Raw genomic sequence first — 25,001 nt, forward strand, 5'->3', positions numbered from 1 at the left:
AATACTAAAACGGCATACCATCATCAGAATGACTGTCGTTTTGTGCCTCAAAATTACTGTTTTTTATCGAATCAGGAACACCTGATGTATTAGATTTATTAAGTTCTGTATCTTTTTTTGTGGTTAAAAAAGTAAACTCGGTCACTTGAATTTCTGTGGTATATTTTGTTACACCTTCCTCATTTTGCCATTGGCGGGATTTAATTCGTCCTTCAACATATATTTTATCGCCTTTTGATAAATATTTTTCACAAATTTCAGCTGCTTTATTTCGCACAACCAAATTGTGCCATTCTGTAGAAGTGATTTTTTCGTTTGTTGTTTTGTTGATATAAATCTCGTTTGTTGCCAATGGGAATCTGCCTATGCAATTACCTCCATCGAAATAGTGCATTTTAACATCATCGCCAAGGTGACCAATTAGCATCACTTTATTTAAAGTACCGTTCATAATATGTATTTTGTTTTAGGAATGTATAAAATTACAAATTTTAATACGGATTAAAAATTCTTTTCAATAAAATTATAAATCACAATTGGAAAAGGTAATTTTTTTATGGTGTCAAACGACAGTCCGTTTTTCAATTCTCCTTCAATTTCAATCCTCCAAAAACGTATAGTAATGTGTTGATGAGACAGTTTGTGAATCACATCAAAATTATCAAAAGCCACTATTGCGTTTATTTTATAATTCAAATTATTTTGTTTCCTTACCAATTGCACTACTTCTTTTTCAGAACTTATTTTTTCTGTTTCTATCAATGGAAACTCATACAAGTTATGCCAAATCCCTTTGGAAGTTCTTTGATTTACCAAACTATAATTGTTAGTATCTTGAAAAACTAAATAATTGAAAAACCGATTTGTAATCTTGGTTTTTTTCAATTTTACGGGAAGCGATTGCACTTTTTTCATTTGTAGAGCCGCACAACCAGCATTAAAAACACAAACGGAACAATCGGGATTTTTTGGTACGCATTGCAATGCACCAAATTCCATAATAGCTTGGTTAAACAAGGCCGGTTGTTTAGAGTCCATAACTTCATTTGCCAAAGCCGTAAACTCATTTTTAGCTTTAGACGAAGAAATATCTGTATCCACATTAAAATAACGCGACAACACCCGATATACATTTCCATCCACCACAGGAACAGCTTCATCATAAGCAAATGAAGCAATAGCAGCCGCCGTATAAGTACCAATTCCTTTTAGACCTAATAATTCATTGTATGTTTTAGGAAATTGGCCTTTTTTTTCAAAAGCAATAATCTTTGCAGTTTGATGTAAGTTTCTGGCTCTGGAATAATAACCCAATCCTTGCCAAAGTTTTAAAACTTGTTCTTCAGAGGCTTTAGCCAAATCAAAAACGGTTGGAAAATGAGCTAAAAAAGACTCAAAATAAGGCAATCCTTGAGCCACTCGAGTTTGTTGTAATATGATTTCTGAGAGCCAAATTTCGTAGGGATTTTGCGAATTTCGCCACGGAAGTTCACGTTTGTTTTGTAAATACCATTGAATTAAGTAATTAGAAAAACCCATAAATTTAAATTGGTTGACAAAAGTAAAGTATTATGTAATTAAATTTTAATCGATTATGCTTGAATTATTGTTTTTTTAATTCATATATTTGCACTCTCAAAATTTTACACATAAATAATTAAAAAGAATTAAAATGACGAAAGCAGATATCGTAGCAAAGATTTCAGAGAAATTAGGCCTTGAGAAAGGTGATGTTCAAGCCACTGTTGAATCTTTTATGGAAGAAGTAAAAAACTCACTAGAGACTGGTGATAACGTTTACTTAAGAGGTTTCGGAAGCTTTATTGTTAAGACAAGAGCAGAAAAAACAGGAAGAAACATTTCAAAAAACACAACCATTAAAATCCCAGCTCACAACATACCGGCTTTCAAACCTGCAAAAGTTTTTGTAGAAGGTGTAAAAGCAAATACTGAAGTGGCTGTATAACTTATTTATTAATACCAAAAAAATCACACTATGCCAAGTGGAAAAAAGCGTAAAAGACATAAAGTAGCTACTCACAAACGTAAAAAACGTGCGAGAGCTAACCGTCACAAAAAGAAAAAGTAGTGTAAAACTACTTTTTTCTTTTACAAAAAGTTCTTTGAAATGAAACAGCTAGAAACAATTGCTGTTTCACCGGGTACAAAACTACCTGTTTAAAATATTGTTTAATCCATCTGTACAATTCGGTTTTTTAAGATGGTAATTGGTAAAAGGTAATTGGTAAAAGGTAAATTGGAGTTGAATTAATTGTGTTTTGCAATTCTTTTTTCACTAATCATCCCCAACCCATCACCCATCACCCATCACCCATCACCAAACTAAAAGGTATAGATAAAAATTTACAACGTGAATAAAGAATTGATCATCAGGTCAGGTTCTGAAGCAGTAGATTTTGCCTTATTAAAAGATGGAAAACTAGTAGAATTACACAAAGAGGAAGAGCAAAAGAGCGGCTTTCAGGTGGGCGATATTTTTATTGCCAAAATCAGAAAACCGGTTCCGGGACTCAACGCGGCTTTTGTAAATTTAGGCTTTGAAAAAGATGCCTTTTTACACTACCACGATTTAGGCCCAAACTTAGCTTCGATGTTGAAATTCACTAAACTTGTAAGCACAGGTAAACTAAAAGATTTCTCCCTTAAAAACTTTCAGTTTGAGAGTGAAATTGACAAAGACGGCACCATCACCGATGTGTTAAGTGCCAACCAGTCGGTTTTAGTACAAATCGTTAAAGAACCTATATCGACCAAAGGTCCAAGAATTAGTTCAGAGCTATCTTTGGCAGGAAGATATATCGTTTTGGTCCCATTTTCTGATCGCGTTTCTGTTTCACAAAAAATAGAATCCAAACAAGAAAAAGACCGATTAAAGAAATTAGTACAATCCATCAAACCAAAAGGATTCGGTGTTATTGTCCGTACAGTAGCAGAAGGCAAAAAAATAGCCGACCTAGACAAAGACATGCAAAATCTGCTTAGCAGATGGAATGGCATGTGTAAAAAATTACCAACAGCTCATCATCCGTCCAAAATTTTAAGCGAACTCAATAGAGCTTCCTCAATTTTAAGAGATGTTTTCAATGATTCTTTTACAGGAATTCACATTGATGATGAAGAATTGTTTGAACAAACCAAGGAGTCACTCGAAGAAATTGCTCCGGAAAAAGTTTCTATTGTGAAACTTTATCAATCAAGAGAACTACCTATTTTTGAAAAGTACCATATCGAAAGACAGATTAAAACCTCTTTTGGCCGAACAGTCTCTATGAGTAAAGGTGCTTATTTGATTATCGAACACACTGAAGCACTTCATGTTATTGATGTAAACAGTGGAAATCGATCCAATAAAGCCCAAAACCAAGAAGACACAGCCCTTGAAGTTAATATGATTGCCGCTGCCGAAGTGGCCCGTCAATTACGACTAAGAGACATGGGTGGAATTATTGTTGTCGATTTTATTGATATGCAAAATCCTGAAAATAGAAGAATCCTCTTTGATTTCTTGAGAGAAGAAATGAGCGACGACAAAGCCAAACACAAAATCTTACCGCCTAGTAAATTTGGTTTAATCCAAATTACAAGACAACGTGTAAGACCAGAAGTCAACATAAAAACTAGAGAAGAAGATCCGAACAACGGATTTGGAGAAATAGATGCTCCAATTCAAGTTATCGACAAGATTTCTCTGGAAGTTGAACGATTAAAAAATCACAAAAGAATTGTCTTAAGTGCACATCCTTTTGTGGCCGCATACCTAACCAAAGGTTTTCCATCATTACGTTCAAAATGGTTTTTTGAACATAAAAAATGGGTGAAAATTATACCTCGTGATGCTTACACGTTTTTAGAATATCATTTCAGTGATCAAAATGGAAATGTTATTAAAGAATAAAAATCAACGCTTGTCTTGTAAAAGATGAGCGTTTTTTTTTGCTATTCACTTATCACTTCTACTTTCCGTTTTATTTCGCCACCATTTTCATCCACCACCGTGATAAAATGAATTCCGGACGTAGCCTTTAAAGGCATTTCATGGAAATTCTGTGTAATTCCCAAATACTTATTGTTCACATACCAATACAATTTGATGTTAGGTTGCGAATGAGCCACTTTTAAAATAACCGGTTGCACTTCACTGTCAAAATTTTTGGTGAGATAGATTTTGCTGTTTGTTTTTGGATAAATAAAATCCATAAAAGGGGTTTGATTATCCTCACAATCTTGACGAAAAGGTGGCAAAACCCAATAATCCATATTTTTGCTTTTGTAATACCATTCCATCACCGGAGGCAAAATAAACCACGATTTAGTGACCATTTCATCCACATTTTCACAATTGCTGTTTACCCGAAATTGCTCCGTTTTATCCAAATGAACTAATTTATGATAGTTGCATTGTTCTGTTTGCTTAGCCGAAACCGGAATCCATTGTTTGTTTTTCGGACAATTTTCTGAGGCTAAAAATCCGCTTTTGACACAAACATCAGCTTCTTGCATATTGTTCAATGGTTTTTCAAACCAATTACTTCGTGGCAATAAATTGAACACATCAAACAAAATCGGAGCTGCGTGACTGACGCCGGTTAATGATGGTCGACCTTCTCCTGTAGCATTTCCGACCCAAATTCCGACTACGTATTTTGAACTTGTTCCGACAGCCCACGCATCACGATTCCCAAAACTAGTTCCTGTTTTCCAAGCAATGGGAAGCGAAGAATCATAAAAACGCCAAGCTTCATCGCCTTCGGGACGGTTGACTTCCTTCATTGCTTCGTAGGTTAAATAAATTGACCCTGCTCCCACAATATTTTTTTGATAGGATAATTTTCCGAAGTCAATTTTGTTTTCAGCGACGTAATTCAACTCTGTAAATTCGTTTTTTCGGTATTGAAATTTGTTTTTTTGGTATTGATTTAATGTTCCTGTCAGACCGGAATAGGTTTTACACAAATCCCATAAATTGGTTTCTGCTCCACCCAAAATGAGTGATAATCCGTAGTGATTTGGATGTTTTTTCATCGTGGTAAAACCATATTGTTGCAATTGTTCGTAGAAACGATACACGCCAAAATCTTGCAACATCAACACGGATGGAATATTTAATGATCGTGATAAAGCTCGTCTTGCCGGAACCGCACCGTCATATGTTAGATTAAAATTTTGCGGACTATACCCTGAAATTTGTGTTGGAATATCAGGAACTAAAGTATTTGGTAACAATTCGCCTTCGTCTAACATTCCTGCAAAAAGCAACGGTTTCAAAATACTTCCTGAACTTCGTGGTGCCGAAATAATATCCACATCTTTTTGATGGTTTTTGTCGGTGGGAGCATTGCCAATATAACCTACAATATTTCGGGTTTCAACTTCTACGACCAAAATGGCTAAGTTGTACACTTCGTTTTGTTTGTATTGGTAATAATAATTTTGAGCAATTTGGTTCAATCGTTCTTGCAATGCAAAATCAATGGTTGTTTTCACTTTTTGACCTTCTTGTTTTTTAGCGGTTTTTTGTAATAAATGCGAAGCCAATTGCGGTAAGTCAAACGGTTTTTGAGGTAACGGTTCTTGCAACGCCATTTCGTATGAAAGTTGATCTAGCACTTCATTTTCGTATAATTTTGCCAATAAACGATTGCGTTTTTCGAGTAACCGTTCTTGGTTTTTTCCGGGATAAATTAAGCTTGGAGCATTCGGTAAAACCGCCAAAGTAGCTGTTTCTGCCCACGATAACTGATGCGATTGCACACCAAAATACCGCCACGAAGCCATTTCTAATCCAACGACATTACTGCCAAACGGAGCGTGAGCGGCGTACAATTTTAGGATGTTATTTTTTGAATGACGAAGTTCCAAACGCGTTGCCAAAAGCACTTCGATGATTTTTTCAAAATAGGTTCTGTTTTTGCCTTTTCGGGAAAGGCGAATGACTTGTTGGGTTAATGTACTTCCGCCACGAACTACTCTGTTGGCTTTGCTGTTTTGCCGAAACGCATTCCACATCGAAATCGGGTTAAAACCGGGATGATAGTTAAAATGTTGGTCTTCAAAAGTGATAATACATTGTTGAAATTTCTCCGGCACACTATCCGCTGCCGGAAACCTCCATTGCCCGTCACGGGCAATTTTGGCTCCTAATAAATTACCTTCTTTGCTTTCGATAACGGTAGAATACGGTTCGTTAAAAAATGTTCGTGGTAAACAAAAATAATAACCAAGCAACAAGAGCAAAATCAAAATGGATTTGATTTTGTGTTGAAGGATTTTGGTTTTGGCTTTATGGAGGAGGGGTTTGAGCACGGGGATACTTTATATTTTTATATACATTTCACCATTTGAAAAACCATTTTTTTTCACAAATTCTCTAAATTGATTTTTGGTTGGTTTTATAACAAAAGCTAAGGCAGTATCTTTTTTGGTCTCCATTATTTCTTCTAACATTTGAATTTCTTCAGTAGTTGAAATATCATTCATATTTAACAAGCCATTTTTTAGGAAAAGCTTTTTTACAACCCAATTATTATCCGAATACTTTGTATTTAAAAAGTAATAGCCCTTCATTTTTCTTAAAATATTGTCGTTATTAATAGAAAAAATTGTGTCTTTAAATAGGATATTTGTAAAAAGTGTATCATTAATTTTTTTGACAAAAGTTTTTTCAAAAGTTCTTGTGTTAACCAATGTGTCTCCTTTTAAAATCTCAACTTCGGATAATCCTTTCACATTAAAAGTATCTTTTAAGATTGATTTTTTCACAATCATATATTTACTGATTTCTAAATCTATTTCATTTTCAGAATCATAATAGTTACCAATCATTTTTTTTGGAAATGAATTTAGGTTTTTGAAATTTTCAGGTTGAACTTCAGAAAATTGAACTAGTGGTTCTTTGCAAGAAATCAATAGTAAAGCGAAGAATAAAATAGCTAGGTTTTTCATTTTTCATTAATTAATTATAATTTTAAATTTTCTTTTTTGCACCAACCCCCAAGCCCAGATTGCAATGGAAAACCTTGTGCAGGCAAAGCTGATTTTTTCTTGCAGATCCAAAGCGACCAGGGGAAGCTCTTAGGGGCGGCTTAGAAAAAACAGCTTTGGCAAACAAGCTTGTAATGAACCGTGCAGGCAGGCAGGAAGCGGGATTGGCTTCTAATGAAACTACTCCTTCACCACTTCCACCCATTGACCCAATGTTCGTGCCGCATACGTGTTGTCATACATTGCTTCTGCTTGCATACCGGGTAGATAATAGTTGCCCAAATAGGACGCGTTTAACAGCACTCGGAACGTTCTGGACTCGTTGGCTTTGAGTCCAAAATAGAAATTGGTGCGGTCGTCGCGAATGTCGATGTGGTCGGCTACGTTGTTGCCAAAACTGCCAAAATCGGTGAAACGCGTGTTCACGATTTCAAATCCGGATGGGATAATTTGGGTTAATGCTAGATTTTCCACGCGTTCATTGGTTTGGTTTCGGATGGTGATTTCGGCAATAAACTCGGTTCCTTGAGCGATTTTTGACACGTTGACTTGTGCTCCGCTTCGGTTTTTAAAGACGAGATTGGTGTATAATTTACTTTGCATCGCTTTTTCTTGACCGATTGGCAAAATTCCGCTCGTGAGCACTCGCACATACAAGGTGTTGGATTTGGTGTTTTTGATGGTGATGGAATTGCTTCCGTTTTTGATATCCAAATTGCGATTAGCTAATGATTTTGCGGTCGTGATGGTTTGCGATTTTCCGTTTAACGAATAAGTTACTTCTACGCCTTTTCCGCCGTTTTGTTGAGCAAATTTTGACATCGCATACAAGCAATAGGCTGTGGTTTGGGTGCTCATCCATTGGTCGGAAGCCATATTTTTCGCCAAATCGATCGCCATTTTAAAGGCTCTTTGTTTGTTTCCGGTTAGCAATAACGTTTCCAAAGCCATTGCTTTATTTCGTTCAGGTGAACCGTAATAGTAGTAATGGTTTTGGTTCGTTTCATCAATTTTGCTTTGATTGAATAGTGTTTGAGCGGCTTGTTTTTGTCCGGCCAACGCATAGGCAGCAGCCAAACGCAATTTACTTTCGTTAGAAATTCCGGTGGTTTCACGCAAACGGTTCATTGAAGCCATATCGGGCGAACCAGCCAAAGCCAAGGTGTACAAACGATAGGCTTGAGCAAAATCGTTGTGATAGCCTTTGTTCAATCGCCATTCTTTGGACGCTTTTTGTTGATAGGCAATCCATTTTGATTTAAAATTGATGGGTAAAACATAGCCTTTTTTCTCGGCTTCAATGAGGAAATGACCCACGTAGGATGAACTCCAATCGTCGGCATAATTTTGTCCGCTCCAATACGAGAATCCGCCATTTGAAATTTGGAAACCGCCTAATTTTTGGATTCCGATTTTGATGTTTTTCTGAATTTCGTTTTTGCGATTTTGATCTAAATCGAAAATATCAGCCAAATACAATTGCGGGAAAACACTCGACGTGGTTTGCTCCAAACAACCGTGCGGATATTGAATTAAATACTGCAATCTTCTGCTAAAATCAATGGTTGGGAAGGATGAAACCTCCAATTGAGCTTTGTTGCTTCCGGCGACACCAAACGTTGCAACTTCGATTGTTTTTGAACTATTGGGTTCTAAGACAATGTCGGTGAATTCATTCGTAATCGGGTTTGGATTCGTGATATCGAGTTCGACTTCGTACGTGGCTTTTTCATTTCCGGAAGTGGCGATGACTTGCACTTTAGCCAATCCGGTTAATTCGCCTACTTCCAACTCAAAATACGCCATTTTTTCGTCCGGTTGAGCGAAAGATAAACTTTGCGAAGTTTTTCCAATTACTCGAATTCCGTTGTTGGTTTTGATTTGTAGAGAAACATTTTTTACTTGTGGTTCCATCGCAAAAATCGTCACTGGTAACGTTACTTTTTCGGTTGGAGAAATTTTTCTTGGTAACGATGCCAATACCATCAACGGTTTTCTAACCGGAGTTGTTTTTTCAGCTGCACCGTACGCACTTGAATTTACATCTCCGGCTACGACCATTGTACGAACCGAACCGACATAGTTTGGCATTGTAATTTTATGCGTCTGCGATTTTCCTTTTTCTAGTTTGTATGGACCAAAATACATCACCACCGGTTTAAATCGATTGGCTTTTTTGGCTTTGCTTCCTCCTAAATCTTCGTCACCACCGATGCTGAACACTTGGTTGATTCTTCCGCCGTAAGCTCCAATTACTTCATCAAAAATATCCCAGGTTTTTACGCCTAACGCTTCACGAGTGTAGAAACTGTTCCAAGCATTTGGTGTTTTAAATCGGGTTAAATCGAGTAAACCATCATCCACAATGGCCAACGTGTATGTCATTGCTTTTCCTGATTTTTCGCTTACGCGGATACTCGTTTTTCCTTCCGGTTGCAAAACTTCCGGCATTGTGATTTGTGGTTCGAGAATGGTGTTTTTGTCGATGACTTCAATTGGCACAATTCCATATAAACGAATCGGTGAATCGTTTAACGTGGAAGCGTGCGGTTGCAATAAGGTAATGTGAACGAACACATTCGGAGCCATTTCGCCGGTAATTGGAATTTCGACTTTGGTTTCGCCTTTTTGCGTGTTTGCCCAGAAGGTTTTTACCACACGAGAACCATTTTCCAACGAAATTAACGCTCTTCCTCCTGCACTGGATGGGAAGGAAATTTTGGCTTTTTCGCCCACAGCGTAATTCTTTTTATCGGTGGAAAACATCAACATCGACGCATTGGAAGCGTCGGTATTTCTGGTTTTTCCTGACCAATATGGCCAATCAATCATTACGGTTGAACCGGTGGCGTGACCGCCTTGTTCATCGGTGACTCTTATTAAATAACGACCCCATTCGTTTTCATCATTTTTAAATTGAACACTGGCTTTTCCGGTAGAATTGGTGCTTACGTTGAAATTCTTAAATGCTGTTGTTGAACTGGAAGAAACATAACTGGAGAGGTTGTCATAACTCGCATCCCACCACCAACGCCATTCTACTTTATAGACTTGCACTTTTAGGTTTTGTACTGCTTTTGGATTTCCTTTTTCATCGACGGTTACAATGTCGTAGCGGTTCATTTTTCCGGTTTCTAGTAAGCCGTATTTGTTGGTTTCAGGAGTTTTTAAACCGACATACGTTTGATAAGGTGAAAGTGTTGTTGCCATCACATCGGTACTGAAATCGCCACCGTTTTCATAGACTTTCGTCATCAAACTGGCTTTCAACATCCCAGGAGATTGACTGCTTACTTTCGGTTGAAAACTCACGGTTGCTTTTCCTTCTGAATTTACTTTTCCGTTATAAATTGTCGTTTCTTCGGTTTCAAATTGACGGATTGGGTCATCAAAATTATAATTGGCAAATCCTTTAAAAGCGGTTTTTTGCTGCATTATTTTGGCTTGCATTTCCATTTTTAAATCTTTAGCAACGGCACCGTGCAACCAAGCGACTTCTACTTCGCTGACATTTATTTTAGATGTGGATAAAATTTCGGAATCGAATTTATTTTTAATTTTTAATCGATTTGGTTTGATGGTTTCAATTTTGATGTTTTTATAAAATCGAGCACCTCCAACGCTAATTACTGCTTCCCAACTTCCCGTAGGATGAGAATCACGAGTTGGAATGATGAATTTATAATGATTGAGTTCATTGTATTTTTGCATCGACTGAAACGTCAATTTTCCTGTTGGATCATTCAATTTGAATTGGATGGGATGCGATTTATCTAATTTGCTCGCGGCATCATTCAACATAAAACTTAAAAACAACGTGTCACCCGGACGCCAAACGCCTCTTTCGCCATAAATATAGCCTTTGAGTCCTTTTTGTAATTTTTCTCCGGAAACATCAAAATTACTTACGGACTGCGAATAGCCTTCGTCTAATTTCACGTAAGTGGTTTGTTTATCTTTGGAAACAAGTGCAAAATAGGCATATTTACTTACTTCAAATGAAGCTATTCCTTCTGCATCAGAAGTTCCTGAAGCAATTTTTTGCTGTTGAAAATCATACAATTCAATCGTTGCTCCCGAAATGGGTTGCGTGTTGACAATGTTGGTTACGGCAATGGTATAGGAACCGTTTTCACCACGTTTGGCAATTACTCCTAAATCAGAAGCCAACACATTCATACCAATCGGGCCACGGCGGAAATAATCGTCTTGGCAGGCATCTTTGCTGTCGTACCAATCATAATCATCATACCAATAATAATCGTAGTAATCGTCATCATTGGAACGCACTTCTTCATCAACATCTTCTCTATTGTATTCAGAGTCAGTTGTAGATTCGGAACATTTGAATAACGAATAACTCTTTTTGAACGACATTTCCACACGATAAATCGCTCCCGGTTCGGGTGTAATTATTTTTGATAAATCAAGAGCAAACGTATTCCATTTGCTGTAATTAGGCAGTTTTTTATTTAATAAATTGATGGTTTGCTTGGCAATTGGCGAAGCTACTTTTCTTAAATTTCGGTTTCCGTTTAGGTTATTATCTTGTAAAAATTGGAGAACATTATTTTGGTAAATTTTATACACTTTTACATCAACCGCTTTTAAATTTGCCGATTCAAAATTGATTTTCAAATTGTTTGAACTTGGTAAAATTGATCCGTTTTTTGAAAAGCGAACATTCGGTTTCATTTCGTTAAAAGCTACTCGTTGCGAATGAGTTTCTTTCATTTTATAACCTTCGTCGCTGGTAATTCCTTGGAAAACCTCCACCAATAAATCGCCTTTTAATGGTTCGCTGAAAAAGACTTTTAGTAAATTTCCTTCGATTAAAAATTTGGTGGTTTGAGCAGTTTCAACGGAAACTAATCCTTGTAAATCTTGTCCTTTTTTGATGGGATCAGTAAAATTGATTAATAGGGATTGATTGTCTTCATCGCCCACTTCCATTCCAACAATTTTGAAATTATTTTTACCGGGAATTTCATATTCTACGCTTCCTTTTTGGTCGATGTTGAAGGGTTTTCCGTTCCATGAAATTTCAATTTTATCATCTTCTACTTTTCGTTGAATACTATCAATTATGAATTTAAATTCGGTTTTGGTGCTTAGTGATTTATCAAATTTAATTTTTAATTTTTTTCCGTCTTGCGTGGCTTCCACTAATTTTGAAGCGGTTGTAAAATCCAATAAATCGCTGGTTTGAATTGTTCCGTTCAAATAATTCAATTCTCTGCTGTAGGATTGTAAATCCATCACATTTACTATAAAATCTTGTTTCAAAGTTTTGATAGAGAATTTAAATTCTTCTAATCCTTTTTCAGTTTTTATAAGTTTGGATAATTTGAAAACAATGCGGTATTCAGTATCTTGTTCCAATGCTTTTTCAGGCACAAAAGCAATGGTGTTGGAGGCTAACGCGACCATTTTTCCTTTTACACTTGGCGAAATATCAAATAAACTTTTGTCGATTTCCTGATTCGGCTGCCATTCCTGTTTGTCGAATGCCAATGTTACTCGAATATCGGAATTGGCCGAAACCAAACCGGAACTGAAATTCAGTATATATTCGTGAAACAATGAAAAATCAGAATTAAAATCTTCTGTAGCTACTTTTTTGCCACAAGAGTGTAGCACTACAACCGCAACAAGGAGTTGCATCAAACGTTTGATTGACATTGTTCAAGATGATTAAAAGTGGAACGGGAAAATGAGTGGGTACTTATCTGCAATAACACAAAAAGTATTCCAAATATTGTGTTAAAGATAATTATTTTTTAGAAGAATTTTTGGAATAAATTAACCTGATTTCGAGAAATACATTTTGAAGTTTTACCACGAATTCACAAATTTTATTGTTGCTTAAAATTCGTGATTATTCGAATTTCATCAAAGATGAACGAATGAAGATTTTATTAGTGAATTCGTGGTAAAAAAAAGAAAATTATTTCCGTTTGGATGCGAAAAAACGTAGCATTAAATCGGCTGCTTCCTGAGCTAAAACTCCTGAAACAACTTCGGTTTTGGGATGTAATTTTGTGCCCATCGACATAAAACCTCTTTGATCATCACGAGCTCCAAACACAATTTTGGAAATCTGACTCCAATATAAAGCACCGGCACACATTTGACACGGTTCTAAAGTAACATACAATGTGCATCCTTTTAAATATTTCCCACCAATGAAATTAGCAGCAGAAGTGATGGCTTGCATTTCGGCGTGAGCAGTGACATCGTTGAGTAATTCGGTCAAATTATGCGTTCTGGCGATGACTCTATTTTCTACCACAATGATTGCTCCTACGGGAATTTCGCCTTGTTCAAAAGCGACTTCGGCTTCTTGCAGGGCTTTTTTCATAAAATACTCGTGGGTGAAAGGGTTTTCCATAGAAACAAAAATACAATTTCAATTCGTACATTTGCCCTATGGCTGAAAATTTACTTTCACATATCAATTTACCTGACGATTTACGCAAACTTAACGTAAATCAATTGCCGCAATTGGCTCAGGAATTACGTGACTTTATCATAGATATTGTATCCGTAAAAGAAGGTCATTTAGGAGCCAGTTTGGGTGTGGTGGAATTGACGATTGCGTTGCATTATGTATTTAATACACCAGAAGATTTATTGGTTTGGGATGTAGGTCATCAAGCCTACGGTCATAAAATTTTGACCGGACGAAAATCTGTTTTTCATACTAATCGGCAATTAAATGGCATTTCCGGATTTCCGAAACGAAGCGAAAGTGAATTTGATACGTTTGGAGTTGGACATTCATCCACTTCTATTTCTGCAGCATTAGGAATGGCGATTGCGTCACAATTGAAAGGCGAAAACAAACATCATATTGCGATAATTGGCGATGCGTCGATTGCGAGTGGAATGGCGTTTGAAGGTTTGAATCATGCCGGTGTTACCGATGCGAATTTGCTAGTGATTTTAAACGACAATGCGATTGGAATTGACCCCAGTGTTGGTGCGTTGAAAAATTATCTTACTGCGGTGAAAGAGGGCAAAAATCCGAAAGTGAATAATATGATTAAGTCCTTGAACTTTGATTATTCAGGACCGATTGATGGTCATGATATTTTTGCGATTATTTCGGAATTGGAACGGTTGAAAAAAGTAAAAGGTCCAAAGTTTTTACACGTCATTACCACCAAAGGAAAAGGGCTACAAAAAGCAGAACAAGATCAAGTGAAGTACCATGCTCCCGGAAAATTTGATAAAATTACAGGCGAAATTCATCTCAAAGAAGAAAGTCATTTACCACCCAAATTTCAAGATGTTTTTGGGTTGACTTTGGTTGAATTGGCTCAACAAAACGAAAAAATTATTGGTATAACTCCTGCGATGCCAACCGGAAGTTCCTTAAAATTCATGATGGATGCTTTTCCAAATAGAGCTTTTGATGTTGGAATTGCCGAACAACATGCCGTGACTTTATCAGCCGGAATGGCAACACAAGGAATGGTTGTTTTTTGCAACATTTATTCCACTTTTTTGCAACGAGCGTATGACCAAGTGATTCATGATGTGGCGTTGCAAAATCTTCCTGTGATTTTTTGTTTGGATAGAGCGGGATTGGTTGGCGAAGACGGAGCAACACATCACGGAGTTTTTGATTTGGCCTATTTGCGATGCATCCCGAATATGATTATTTTTTCGCCTAGGAATGAAATTGAATTGCGAAATATACTTTACACTGCTCAATTAGGACTGAATCATCCAATTGCGATTCGCTATCCACGAGGAAGAGGCGAGATTGTGGAATGGCAAAAACCGTTTCAAAAAATAGAAATCGGAAAAGCAACTATATTGAAAAAAGGTTCTAACATTGCAATTTTATCAAATGGTTTTATAGGTCGAAATATAACATTAGCTTTAGCTGAAACTGAAAAATCAGAACTTTTTTCGCATTATGATTTTTCGTTTGTGAAACCGTTGGATGAAACACTTTTACATTCCATTTTTGCTGAACATGAAAGTATCATTACTATGGAAGATGGCGTAAAATCAGGTGGTTTTGGTAGTACGATACTTGAATTTGCCGCTTTCAATAATTATAAAAATGAAATACAAATTTTAGGAATTCCCGATGAATTTATTGAACAAGGTACTGTTGAAGAATTGCATTCTTTTTGTTCAATTGATAGAAAAAGTTTGTTAAGTTTTTTGTCAGCTTATACAAAATAGTCATTTTTGCATTTTTAAAAATCTCCTTTAATGAGTCTATATCCAAAATTTAGAATTCTATTATTTTTATTAGTTTGTTCTGTTTCATCTGCACAGGAAATATTGATTTCCTTGAAAGATAAAGACAGTTTGGTTGTAAAAAAAGACACTACCTATTGGGAACATAAAAATGTGGCCGGTTTGGATTTTAGTCAAATTGCTTTTGTGAACTGGAATGCAGGAGGAAACAGTTCTGTTTCCGGATTATTAAAAGGAAATTTCACCAGAAAATATAGAAAGAAAAATGTTATTTGGGATAATGAAATGATAATTCGTTACGGAATTAACAAGCAAGAAGACCGAGAGTTAAGAAAAACAGAAGATGCTTTTTCAGTAAGTTCCAACTTTGGTTATAAAAAACATCCTAAATCCAATTGGTATACTTCAGCAAGATTTAACTTTAACACGCAGTTCACGAATGGGTATGCTTATCCTAATATTGACATTCCTATTTCTAAACCTTTTGCACCTGCTTATCTTTTTCTTGGAGTGGGTTCCGAATACAACAGAAAAGATTTAAATCTAAACGTGTATTTTTCTCCTTTAACCAACAAAACAACATTGGTTTTAGATCAAACCTTAGCTGACAAAGGTTCTTTTGGTGTCCAGAGAGCGATTTTTGACGAAGAAGGAAATTTGCTTCGAAGAGGAAAAAAAGTACGAAATGAGTTTGGTATGCTTATCACAAATTATTGGAAAAAAGAATTTTATAAAAATATGGTGCTTGAAAATCGGTTTTCATTATATTCAGACTACATCAACAATTTCGGGAATATAGATGTTGATTGGCAAGTTCAAATAGAAATGATCGTTAACAAATATGTTAGAGCTAATATTGGCATTCACACCATTTATGACGACGACATTAAAGCCAAAGAAGAAGTTAATGGCGAACAAATCACCGTAGGTCCAAAAGTGCAGTTAAAACAAATGTTAGGGATTGGTATTACCTATTTATTTTAGAAAAAACCCCGAAATAATTTTGTGTTATTTCGGGGTTTTTTTAATTTAGTTTTTCATCAATTTAAAACTTTGTTGCATTTGATCTGAATTGACCTTTATCAAATAAACACCCGTTAACAAATGAGATAGGTTTATTGATTTTTCTCCTGAAAAATTATAGATGGATTCATTGTAGACCTTTCTTCCATTCAAATCAAAAACTTGTATGGTAAGTTTTGAAAAGTTAAAATCTGAATTACTAAGTGTTACAATTCCTGTTGTTGGATTAGGGAATAAATTTATAGTCTTTTTATCTTCATTCGAACCAACAGTTAATGTGGTACAGTTTGGTCCGGCTGGCGGTGTTGTAAAGTCTTCAACTTGGTCGGAAGCATTATTTGCTAAACCTGAAGAAGCGTTTACCCCTAAACCTCTATTGGCAAAAACATTCCATATCATACAAAAATCTTCGCCACCAGTGGTTGCCTGATCGGCTGCAATAAGTGCATTTCTTGCGTCAACAAATGAAGGATTACAAGGTTGTATTTTTAAACCATCAATAACCAACTGCATTACTTTATTATTTCCTCCAAAACCGGAATAAATATTAGAATCAAATCCGTATTTAGCTATATAAGCCCAAGTTAAATCCCAAAGCATGGTAGCCCAAACCGATCCAACTCCATGTGGGATAGCTTCTGTGTTTGTATAATTAAAAGTCATTGGGTTTATAGAAGTGTTTACTGAATAGGGAAAAGACCTGATTCCATTTCCATTAGTTGGTTGGTTTACAGCATAAGTGCCAATACCTCTAGCAGCAGTACCCACATCACCGGATTTTAATTGCATCATCAATGCAAACCAATCCGACCAACCCTCACCCATTTGTTCGGCATTATTTAAACAAGAGGAATTATTTCTTCCACCTGCCAGACGAATGGAAATTCCATGACCGTATTCATGTGCAATAATTCCATTGTCAAATGAACCATCGGAATTGATAAAAACATCTAATGGGTTTTGAAGTGTGGCATTCACGATTCCTTGAGCCATTTGAGCAATAATTGCTTCTCCTACAGCTTGTGTTACACTAATTGCAGGGATGGTTATTGTGGCGTCTGCTCCACCCATCACAATATTGCCATCTACATTGTTGACAATTATAACCGCAATAGCTCCTGCATTTTGTGCGTTTTTTACCTTTTCAACAAAAAGACAAGTACCTCTTCTAATCACGCAAATTTTACCTGCAATTGCTTGAGCGTTTACTGCTGCTGAACAAGCGTCAGAAGTGTCCGGTGTTCCATCTACATATAAAACTAAGTTGGAAGTAATGCCATTTGGAGCCGTTGGTAGTGGCACATTTCCGGGATTAAAGTTATTATCTCTAATGGCATATGTTCCTGCAATTGCTGTCGGAGAATTTACATTTAATGCCAATGTTGGTGGTCCAACATCCCACAAAAACATTTGAACCCTCCCTCTGATTCCATCTACAGGTGCCGAAAAATTGGCGTTATTAATTCCTGAACCATCTTGAGCATCTGCCAAAACATAATCATTCTGAGCAGCTCCATATCCATAATTGTTTTGTTGAAAATTACCGCTTTGTTCATCAAATCCATAGTTATACCAAACATCATGCATGATGTTTGTCATGTAAAATAAATTAGTAATAGCTGCATTGGTGTATGTACTAGGTTGGGTATTGTTTCCGCCATAAGGATAGTCAAATAGTAAAGTAGTTCCACCATTTGGAGCAGAACCATTGCTATTAATTCCTGCAATATCTTCTTTTGCCCAAACATTATTTCCTCTCGTTATTGTAAAATCAGGTCCCGGAACTCCGTTGGTGTCATGCCATCCAAAAGGTGAAGCTGTTGTATTAAATGGTGAACTAAGTAACTCTCTGGCACCATGATTTGGACTTTCAACATAATACGGATATACTCTGTAAGCACCCGACATAGCTTCTAACGACGAAGTTGATTCTACCGTGTGACTTATTGGTTTTGTAAATCCGGCAAAATGGTTATGTTTTGAGTGATTTGATGCTTCTCCAAAACTACAATTACGTGTTAAATCAATTGCTTCTAACACATTTCCATTGATTGCATCAATTCTAATGCTCCAAAGGTTTTTGTAATTTGGAGTATAAAAAGTGAAGTCCCAAGCTAAACGTAGCATGTTATCTTCATTTAATTGATATACTAACTTTGCTAAAACCGATTCGTCTAAATGGATAGCATTATTTATCTTAAAATAATTTTGACGAATCGTTTCTTCAATATAAAAAGATTCAACTGCTTCTATAGAAAAATGTGCATAAGCTAATTCCAGAGCCTGAAAAGCGGAATAAACAGGCGTTGTGGCATTGATGCGTTGTGAAATATTGGCTTCAAAACGATTGCCAACATGAAAAACTTCTCCGTCTTTGATTGAAAAATTTGATTGCCCATGAAAAAGTTCAATACCTTGATGGCGTTGTTTCAAATAGTAGTTACGAATTTTAGTTGTTGTTGAATAGGTTTCACTTTCAACAATCCAATCCGAACCATCTTGAGCAGTAATTCCAAGACTAGCAAGGTTTGCATCCATGTATGATTGTAGTCTTTGCAAATCTTCTTGCGAATAACTAAAAAGCGAAAAAAATGATACAATGATAAAGATACTTTTTTTCATTATTCTTTATTATTTTAAGCCAAAAATAGATTTTAATTTGTAATTATTCGTCAGTTGTTTGAAAGTGACACAATTTTAACTGTTGTTTGACGATATAATTTTGTTGTACAAAACCGCATTTCCATCTGTTAACAGGGAAATGAAATGGCAAATGTGTAACAAACGTTCGTATACTGTTTCTTTATCTATACGATATTTTTCAGGTAATAGTTCTAACAATAGTTTATCATAATTGGTTTCTATACCTTCATGTTTGTTGTTATATGCAGTAATGAAATTGTCGAGTAGGTTGTTTAAAATAGTATAGCCGGTAATTTCTTTTTCAATCACTTCGCGGCTTTTGTAGATTTTTTTTACACTCAACTGAATGATATCATCCATTTGTGCTTTGTAGCTACTTTTGTCTGACAAAGCAAAGGGAAATTGACCATTCAAGATTGCTTCTTCGTTGGCCACAAAAACGGCTACCGCATCATTTATCAAACTTCCAATGGCTAATGCTCTTAGATAACTAATTCTGTCTTCTTTGGTTGTTAGTGAATTGTATTTAGCGGTATCGATGGTGTTTTTTACCAGTTTCACCAAAAATTCTAACGCATAATCTTCATCCACTAAACCTAAATTGATACCGTCTTCAAAATCGATAATGGTATAGCAAATATCATCGGCTGCTTCAACTAAGTATGCCAAAGGATGTCGTTCAAAGCCAATATCATCACCTGATTTATTTGAGATTAATCCCAATTCAGAGGCCACTTCTGTAAAAAAATCTTTGTCTTGTTGAAAAAAGCCATATTTTTTATCAGCAATATTTTTTGTTGGTTTTTTGGGTAGGCTTTCTTTGGGATATTTCATAAAAGCTCCCAAGGTAGCATAAGAAATTCGCAAACCGCCTTCGTTGCCGGGTCTGGAACCCGTTAGTACAGAAAACCCATTGGCATTTCCTTCGAAGTCAATCAAATCTTGCCATTGTTTTGCTGTAAGTTGTGACTTGAATTTTTGTCCTTTTCCGTTTTTAAAATACTCGCCTATGGCTTTTTCGCCTGAATGACCGAACGGCGGATTTCCGATATCGTGAGCTAAACAAGCAGCTGCAACAATAGCTCCAAAATCATTCATTTGAAAGCCGTGCACTTCTTTTAAATGCGGGTATTTTTCAATTATTTTTTTTCCGACTAGCCTACCGATGGAACGTCCCACTACAGAAACTTCTAAACTATGCGTCAATCTTGTGTGCACAAAATCGGTTTTAGAGAGGGGAATTACTTGTGTTTTATCTTGTAAACTTCTAAAAGCAGCGGAGAAGATGATTCTATCATAATCTACTTCAAAACCCAGGCGGGTGTCGTCTTGTTCTACTCTAAGTCGTTTTCCTTTATCGCCTTGACGTTTTAAGGATAAAAGTTGTTCCCATTTCATCATGATTCCATACCTATTTCGTTAATTGAACTAGCCATTTCTCTTTCTTGGTTGTATTTTTTTATATCAACAACAACCGTTTTTGATAGCGTATCGTGCCATCCTTTAGGCAGATTACCCAGGAAGGAAAATGCATTAAAGGGAATAAGTCTCGAAATGGAGCGGATAAAAATAGCATAAGGTTCAGGTTGTGTGCCGTCTGCCATTAAGACTTTAGTATTTGTTACATATTTACCCAAAGAACGTCCGGTTATAGACTCCATTATCATATAATAAATAACAATTATTACATAACTGATGAAAAAATCAACCACTGAGTCAAGACTATCCAACCATATAGACAAATCAGCATTTCCGAAAAATTCATATAAAATCCAAGCGAATAGAAGCGGAACTACATTAATTATATTGTGTATCACTAAATCAATCAAATAATTTGCAAGTCGCTGACCTTTGGTTGCCAACATTTCATTTGTTATTTGACTAGTTTTTGTTGTTGCGACAGAATTCATTAGTTTAGTTATTAGTTTGCTTTCTTTTCATTAGCCAAAAAGAAATTCTTGGATTTCTTAGGATATTGATTGTAACTGATATCGCTCGGGTTTTCAATAACCGATTTGATGTTGATTACATCTCCTAGTTTGAAGTTGGCTTCTGTGTATTTAAAGTCTAACAAGTATTCACCACAGAAATAGTTTCCTTTGTCGTCTTTTTCAATGATTCCTGTGTAAACGCCTTTTTTATCTTTTGACATGATTATTACATTTGATTTTCAAATGTACGAATTGCAAGTTGAATTATAAAAGTAGTTTCATGAAATTGACTAGCCTAACGCCAATGTTTTACTAGGAGTGTGGTATTTGTTCATACAAACCGTAATTTTTCTGTTTTTACAGTGATTTTTAGTTTGTGAAAGGGTACCACAACTATGGAGTATCCCTGAAGTATCCCTTAAGTATCCCTTAATTATGTTTTTTGTAAAACTGTCTTACTTTTTTGCTATTTTTGAATACAATTTATACGAATTGAAGACCTAAATAGGATTTCAATTTTGCTTGTACGTTCTTATTTTATAGAGCTTGACGTAGAACGAATTACTATCCTTTTGGTATGCTAGTGCCAAACCGACATGGTAGTGCTGAATCCTACCGCTATGGGTTTCAGGGTCAGGAGAAAGATGATGAGGTGAAAGGGGAAGGAAATAGCTTGAATTATACGTTTAGGATGCATGATCCGCGAGTGGGGAGGTTTTTTGCGGTAGATCCATTAAGTAAATCCTATCCATGGAATAGTTCTTATGCATTTAGTGAAAACAGGGTTATTGATAGCGGCGAATTAGAAGGTTTAGAAAGATATTTTGCTGCCGATGGTAGCTCACTGGGACAAGTTGGCAAAAGTGAAGAAATTAGAATACTTTACAGTTCTTTAAATAAAGGACTTGATACGTATCTTATCAATCAAGCAAATAATCCAAAGATATCTTTAAAAGAGAGAGAAAATGCTGAAAAAATTTTACTTGGTGCAAGTACACATGCTTTCAAAACAGTTGATGAAGCTGCCGAAAACTGGGCTATTTATGAAAACGATAAATCAAAAGAGCTAAAAAAAGAAGTTGGGGCAGGTATATATAAAGTTAAGTTATCTTTAAAAATTAAAGGCTCCGACTCAGATGGAACTGTAGCAATTCTTTCTCCCTCAGTCTGGGGTGGTGAAGACTATGTTGATCCTGTTGCTATTTTTAACAGTTTACCAGAATCATTTGGAAATAAAGTTTTAAAAATGCCCGGAACGATAGCTGCTTTTGTCCATAGTCATGCTAATGGAGACGACAATTTTTCAGGATTTGAAGGTGATAAAGGAATTTCGAAGGATTATAAAATCCCAATTTATTTAGTTAATAAAAAATTTGAGCTGAAACGATTTGATTACAAAGTAGACAATCCAGCAGGTGATGGAACTATGGTCAATGAAAGATTACCAATTTTTAGGTATAATAAAGAAACCAACAAAGTAATTCCTCCAAAATAAAATATAATGAAAAAATTTTTTATACTACTCATTTTTTTTTCAAGTTGTAAGGAAGAAAATAAAGAACTGTTTGATGCTATTTCAAAAATTGAGAATACACTAACTAAAGAGGAATTAATTAGGTTTTCTAACAAAGATGAAAGTAAAGCTATATCTGAAATTCATTTTGGATATGGTTTAAAATTCAGAAATGAGGTTTTGAAAGATAGCAAAGATTCTACATTGGTAAAATACTTTAATTACAAAGGTATTTATCATTTAGACGACATGTCAAGTATTGTTTTTAAATCTCTTCACAGAAAATTAAATTCTAAAAATATAGATTTAGAGAATCAAATAAGAGATAAAATTAAGTATTGGGAGCCTATTCAAAACTGTGAAAAAGATAACTTAAAAAGACAAATAAAAAATGGAAGGTTTATTAAGGGAGATACAATCCAAATAAGGATGTTTGTAGATACATTAAATAAAAATGCATACCAAGTTGATTGTCCTAAAATATTGGGTTGGAAACCTAACAATAATTTAGATTTATTATTAGAAGGAATTATAGAAAAAAAATATACGTATAGCAATATTGAAAACGATAAATTTTTAAAGGTTAAAATTATATCCAAAAATAAAAATAACATTAAAGTTTATAACAAACCTCTTCAAATTGGGGATACATTGGAGTTGAAATTATTATATAGTATTATTGAAAATATTAAGTAGTTCCCAGCTGCTAGTGATTGAATCATTTTAGTGCTAACTACTTGCCAAACAATTCAATATGAATTTACTACAGAACAAATATTCCAAATGTTTTTGAAAACTTGACAGTCCAAATTGCATATCAAATAGTGAAAATGAAAAATTTCATATTTACTATTAAGCTAATGGCAAAAAGAAAATTTGACACTAATTTGACACCATACCTATTTGACAAATTTTTTTACATTTTTTGATAATAATTTTCCAAATTTAATTTTGTCATTTGATAAAGCTTTGATTAATCAAGATTCAAAATTATTATTCAAGACAAAAACATAGTTTTTAAAGTAGATAAAGAAAATAGCAGTGTGCTGATTACCAATAGTTTTGATGTTTCCTTAGTTGAGATTAGGATTATCAGCAAAGAAGGAGAAGAAATTAAATTTGATGAAAATTACACAAAAGTAGATGACAAGGTAGTTATAGAGTGTTATAATTTTGACTATATGTACGACTACATCACTCCATTTAATTGTTTCAAAGGGCCAGGAAAGAAATTGTTTCATAAGGAGAAAGTATAATTGTTAATATGTCCTAGGCCCAGATAAAGTGTTTTCTTATAAAATGGCAATATCTTATACTTTGATCTTGGTACTTCGTAACGAAAGCCACAACCTCAAAACTTGTGGTTTTTTTTCTCTAAATATTTCCTTTGCCATCCCAAAATTTCTTTCTACAATTGTAAAAACTTACCATGAAGAAAGAACACCCACTTATTCCCTTATTCAAACAATTTATTAAAGAAACAGAAACCGGAAAACGCTTAAAGAAAAACGGTGAGAAAATCAAACCGGAGTCGATTGATAATTATAGATATTTGTTGCATAACCTAGTGGAGTTTTCTACCCAACAAAAATTTGAATTAAGGATATGCGAAGCCAATAAACTCAATAAAAGGGAATTACTTTCCGAAAAGAATTACTGGAAAAAGTTCTACCAAAAGTTTACGGATTACTTTTATAAGAAAGGCTGTCATGACAATTATGTTGGAGCCAATATGAAAATATTCAGGGTATTTTTTAATTACCTAAAAAATGACAAAGATTTTGCAACCGGTGATTTTCAGCGGTTATTTTATGTCCGAAAGGAAGAGATTGATATTTTGGTTTTATCCCCGGACCAATTAAAATTCCTGATTCATGATCTTGAATTTCACGCTTCACTCACGCCAACACAACGCAAAATAAAAGACATTTTTGTATTTGGGTGCACTACCGGTTTGCGGTATTCTGATATTTATCTATTAACAAATAAAAACATTGAAGAACTACAAGGAGAGTGGTACTTAAAAATCAAATCAAAAAAGACCAAAACCTACAGCACTGTCAAATTGCCAAGTTATGCGGTTACTATCGTAAATAGATACCAATCTAAGAATAGCAAAGCTCCCATTTTTGGTAACATTACGTTATTTAATTTCAATAGAAATTTGAAAGCAATTGGTGAGAAAGCCCATTTTATCCTACCCATACATGTTACTCGCGAAAAGAAAGGTAAAGCTCAACCTCTTAAAAAAGCCAGCGTAGCTCACCCCGACCGTTTTTGCGACAAAATGAGTTCACACATGATGCGGCGAACCGCCATAACCACATTGCTGATTTTAGGGTTGCCGGAGCATTTGGTTCGCAAAATTAGTGGACACAGTCATGCTTCTTCTTCTTTTAACCGCTATGTACATTATGCTCAAGCTTATGTTGATAGAGAGATTGATAAAGTGCATAGGGTTTTGGAGGAGTATTGAAAATTAAAAGGTTTGTGATGGATTAATCTATGTTATCAGTTTTTTTTGAAGGCAGTAGATTCCGAAGAACATACATGTGTGGAATATTTTGTTAAGTTGTGTTTTTTTTCTATAGTTTTTATAGGAATTATTCATGCACCAATGGTTTAAGCAAAAATCCCCTTTGACTTTAACAAAAGCAACTTTTTACAGT

General features: G+C 35.3%; 16 protein-coding genes and 1 pseudogene. 7 read left to right on the forward strand and 10 right to left on the reverse strand.

All coding sequences use genetic code 11. The features are described 5' to 3' along the window. Positions 1 to 4: 4 nt before the first annotated feature. Positions 5 to 451, reverse strand: a complete 447-nt coding sequence (locus IEV15_RS12835; protein ID WP_188362931.1) for a single-stranded DNA-binding protein — start codon at positions 449 to 451, stop codon at positions 5 to 7. A 50-nt stretch (positions 452 to 501) separates the two neighbouring features. Continuing rightward, positions 502 to 1,539 carry an A/G-specific adenine glycosylase gene (gene mutY, locus IEV15_RS12840; protein WP_188362932.1) on the reverse strand — a complete coding sequence of 346 codons (1,038 nt, stop codon included), beginning with the start codon at positions 1,537 to 1,539 and terminating at the stop codon, positions 502 to 504. A gap of 133 nt (positions 1,540 to 1,672) precedes the next feature. Here mutY and IEV15_RS12845 point away from each other — a divergent pair, with 133 nt between their 5' ends. Continuing rightward, positions 1,673 to 1,966 (forward strand): HU family DNA-binding protein, encoded by a 294-nt coding sequence (locus tag IEV15_RS12845; protein WP_188362933.1) that lies wholly within the window; start codon positions 1,673 to 1,675, stop codon positions 1,964 to 1,966. Positions 1,967 to 2,371: 405 nt separating this feature from the next. Beyond that, entirely contained in the window at positions 2,372 to 3,916 is a 1,545-nt protein-coding gene (locus IEV15_RS12850) for an Rne/Rng family ribonuclease (RefSeq protein ID WP_188362934.1), read from the forward strand. A 41-nt stretch (positions 3,917 to 3,957) separates the two neighbouring features. Here the strand turns inward: IEV15_RS12850 and pbpC are convergent, their stop codons facing one another. From pbpC to IEV15_RS12870, 4 genes are all read right to left on the reverse strand, one after another. Further along, a complete protein-coding gene (gene pbpC, locus IEV15_RS12855; protein WP_229734158.1) occupies positions 3,958 to 6,324 on the reverse strand; it encodes a penicillin-binding protein 1C in 2,367 nt (788 codons plus the stop codon). Between the two features lie 9 nt (positions 6,325 to 6,333). Further along, entirely contained in the window at positions 6,334 to 6,963 is a 630-nt protein-coding gene (locus tag IEV15_RS12860; RefSeq protein WP_188362935.1) for a hypothetical protein, read from the reverse strand. Between the two features lie 219 nt (positions 6,964 to 7,182). Then, positions 7,183 to 12,684, reverse strand: coding sequence for an alpha-2-macroglobulin family protein (locus IEV15_RS12865; RefSeq protein WP_188362936.1), 5,502 nt, complete (start codon positions 12,682 to 12,684; stop codon positions 7,183 to 7,185). 265 nt (positions 12,685 to 12,949) lie between these two features. After that, positions 12,950 to 13,393, reverse strand: coding sequence for a nucleoside deaminase (locus tag IEV15_RS12870; protein ID WP_188362937.1), 444 nt, complete (start codon positions 13,391 to 13,393; stop codon positions 12,950 to 12,952). A gap of 38 nt (positions 13,394 to 13,431) precedes the next feature. Between IEV15_RS12870 and IEV15_RS12875 the strand changes: the two genes are divergently transcribed. Further along, positions 13,432 to 15,204: a 1-deoxy-D-xylulose-5-phosphate synthase gene (locus tag IEV15_RS12875; protein WP_188362938.1), complete on the forward strand. Its 1,773-nt coding sequence runs from the start codon at positions 13,432 to 13,434 to the stop codon at positions 15,202 to 15,204. Positions 15,205 to 15,234: 30 nt separating this feature from the next. Continuing rightward, positions 15,235 to 16,206: a DUF3078 domain-containing protein gene (locus tag IEV15_RS12880; RefSeq protein ID WP_188362939.1), complete on the forward strand. Its 972-nt coding sequence runs from the start codon at positions 15,235 to 15,237 to the stop codon at positions 16,204 to 16,206. A gap of 45 nt (positions 16,207 to 16,251) precedes the next feature. Here the strand turns inward: IEV15_RS12880 and IEV15_RS12885 are convergent, their stop codons facing one another. The 4 genes from IEV15_RS12885 to IEV15_RS12900 all read right to left on the reverse strand — a co-directional run bounded on the left by IEV15_RS12885 (position 16,252) and on the right by IEV15_RS12900 (position 21,040). Then, the gene (locus IEV15_RS12885) at positions 16,252 to 18,867 is read right to left on the reverse strand and encodes a T9SS-dependent M36 family metallopeptidase (protein WP_188362940.1); all 2,616 of its coding nucleotides are present in this window, start codon (positions 18,865 to 18,867) and stop codon (positions 16,252 to 16,254) included. 75 nt (positions 18,868 to 18,942) lie between these two features. After that, positions 18,943 to 20,286, reverse strand: a complete 1,344-nt coding sequence (locus IEV15_RS12890) for a deoxyguanosinetriphosphate triphosphohydrolase (RefSeq protein WP_188362962.1) — start codon at positions 20,284 to 20,286, stop codon at positions 18,943 to 18,945. Beyond that, positions 20,286 to 20,753: an RDD family protein gene (locus tag IEV15_RS12895; protein ID WP_188362941.1), complete on the reverse strand. Its 468-nt coding sequence runs from the start codon at positions 20,751 to 20,753 to the stop codon at positions 20,286 to 20,288. Before IEV15_RS12895 ends, IEV15_RS12890 begins: the two co-directional genes overlap by 1 nt. Before the next feature lie 56 nt (positions 20,754 to 20,809). After that, positions 20,810 to 21,040 carry a hypothetical protein gene (locus IEV15_RS12900; protein WP_188362942.1) on the reverse strand — a complete coding sequence of 77 codons (231 nt, stop codon included), beginning with the start codon at positions 21,038 to 21,040 and terminating at the stop codon, positions 20,810 to 20,812. Between the two features lie 353 nt (positions 21,041 to 21,393). On the opposite strand from IEV15_RS12900, the pseudogene IEV15_RS12905 reads away from it, so the two are divergent. The 3 genes and pseudogenes from IEV15_RS12905 to IEV15_RS12915 form a co-directional block, all read left to right on the forward strand. Next, positions 21,394 to 22,314 (forward strand): annotated as a pseudogene (locus IEV15_RS12905) (hypothetical protein); the annotation flags it as partial. Between the two features lie 6 nt (positions 22,315 to 22,320). Further along, positions 22,321 to 23,028 (forward strand): DUF6794 domain-containing protein, encoded by a 708-nt coding sequence (locus IEV15_RS12910; protein ID WP_188362944.1) that lies wholly within the window; start codon positions 22,321 to 22,323, stop codon positions 23,026 to 23,028. Between the two features lie 733 nt (positions 23,029 to 23,761). Further along, a complete protein-coding gene (locus tag IEV15_RS12915) occupies positions 23,762 to 24,808 on the forward strand; it encodes a tyrosine-type recombinase/integrase (RefSeq protein WP_188362945.1) in 1,047 nt (348 codons plus the stop codon). The last annotated feature ends 193 nt before the right edge of the window (positions 24,809 to 25,001 follow it).

Source organism: Flavobacterium orientale (genome assembly GCF_014638005.1).
GTDB classification, from domain to species: domain Bacteria; phylum Bacteroidota; class Bacteroidia; order Flavobacteriales; family Flavobacteriaceae; genus Flavobacterium; species Flavobacterium orientale.

What these genes read in the sequence shown, in the direction of transcription:
- IEV15_RS12835 (WP_188362931.1), bottom strand. Translation starts at nt 451, where the DNA reads ATGAACGGTACTTTAAATAAAGTGATGCTAATTGGTCACCTTGGCGAT.
- mutY (WP_188362932.1), bottom strand. Translation starts at nt 1,539, where the DNA reads ATGGGTTTTTCTAATTACTTAATTCAATGGTATTTACAAAACAAACGT.
- IEV15_RS12845 (WP_188362933.1), top strand. Translation starts at nt 1,673, where the DNA reads ATGACGAAAGCAGATATCGTAGCAAAGATTTCAGAGAAATTAGGCCTT.
- IEV15_RS12860 (WP_188362935.1), bottom strand. Translation starts at nt 6,963, where the DNA reads ATGAAAAACCTAGCTATTTTATTCTTCGCTTTACTATTGATTTCTTGC.
- IEV15_RS12865 (WP_188362936.1), bottom strand. Translation starts at nt 12,684, where the DNA reads ATGTCAATCAAACGTTTGATGCAACTCCTTGTTGCGGTTGTAGTGCTA.
- IEV15_RS12870 (WP_188362937.1), bottom strand. Translation starts at nt 13,393, where the DNA reads ATGGAAAACCCTTTCACCCACGAGTATTTTATGAAAAAAGCCCTGCAA.
- IEV15_RS12875 (WP_188362938.1), top strand. Translation starts at nt 13,432, where the DNA reads ATGGCTGAAAATTTACTTTCACATATCAATTTACCTGACGATTTACGC.
- IEV15_RS12880 (WP_188362939.1), top strand. Translation starts at nt 15,235, where the DNA reads ATGAGTCTATATCCAAAATTTAGAATTCTATTATTTTTATTAGTTTGT.
- IEV15_RS12885 (WP_188362940.1), bottom strand. Translation starts at nt 18,867, where the DNA reads ATGAAAAAAAGTATCTTTATCATTGTATCATTTTTTTCGCTTTTTAGT.
- IEV15_RS12890 (WP_188362962.1), bottom strand. Translation starts at nt 20,286, where the DNA reads ATGAAATGGGAACAACTTTTATCCTTAAAACGTCAAGGCGATAAAGGA.
- IEV15_RS12895 (WP_188362941.1), bottom strand. Translation starts at nt 20,753, where the DNA reads ATGTTGGCAACCAAAGGTCAGCGACTTGCAAATTATTTGATTGATTTA.
- IEV15_RS12900 (WP_188362942.1), bottom strand. Translation starts at nt 21,040, where the DNA reads ATGTCAAAAGATAAAAAAGGCGTTTACACAGGAATCATTGAAAAAGAC.
- IEV15_RS12910 (WP_188362944.1), top strand. Translation starts at nt 22,321, where the DNA reads ATGAAAAAATTTTTTATACTACTCATTTTTTTTTCAAGTTGTAAGGAA.
- IEV15_RS12915 (WP_188362945.1), top strand. Translation starts at nt 23,762, where the DNA reads ATGAAGAAAGAACACCCACTTATTCCCTTATTCAAACAATTTATTAAA.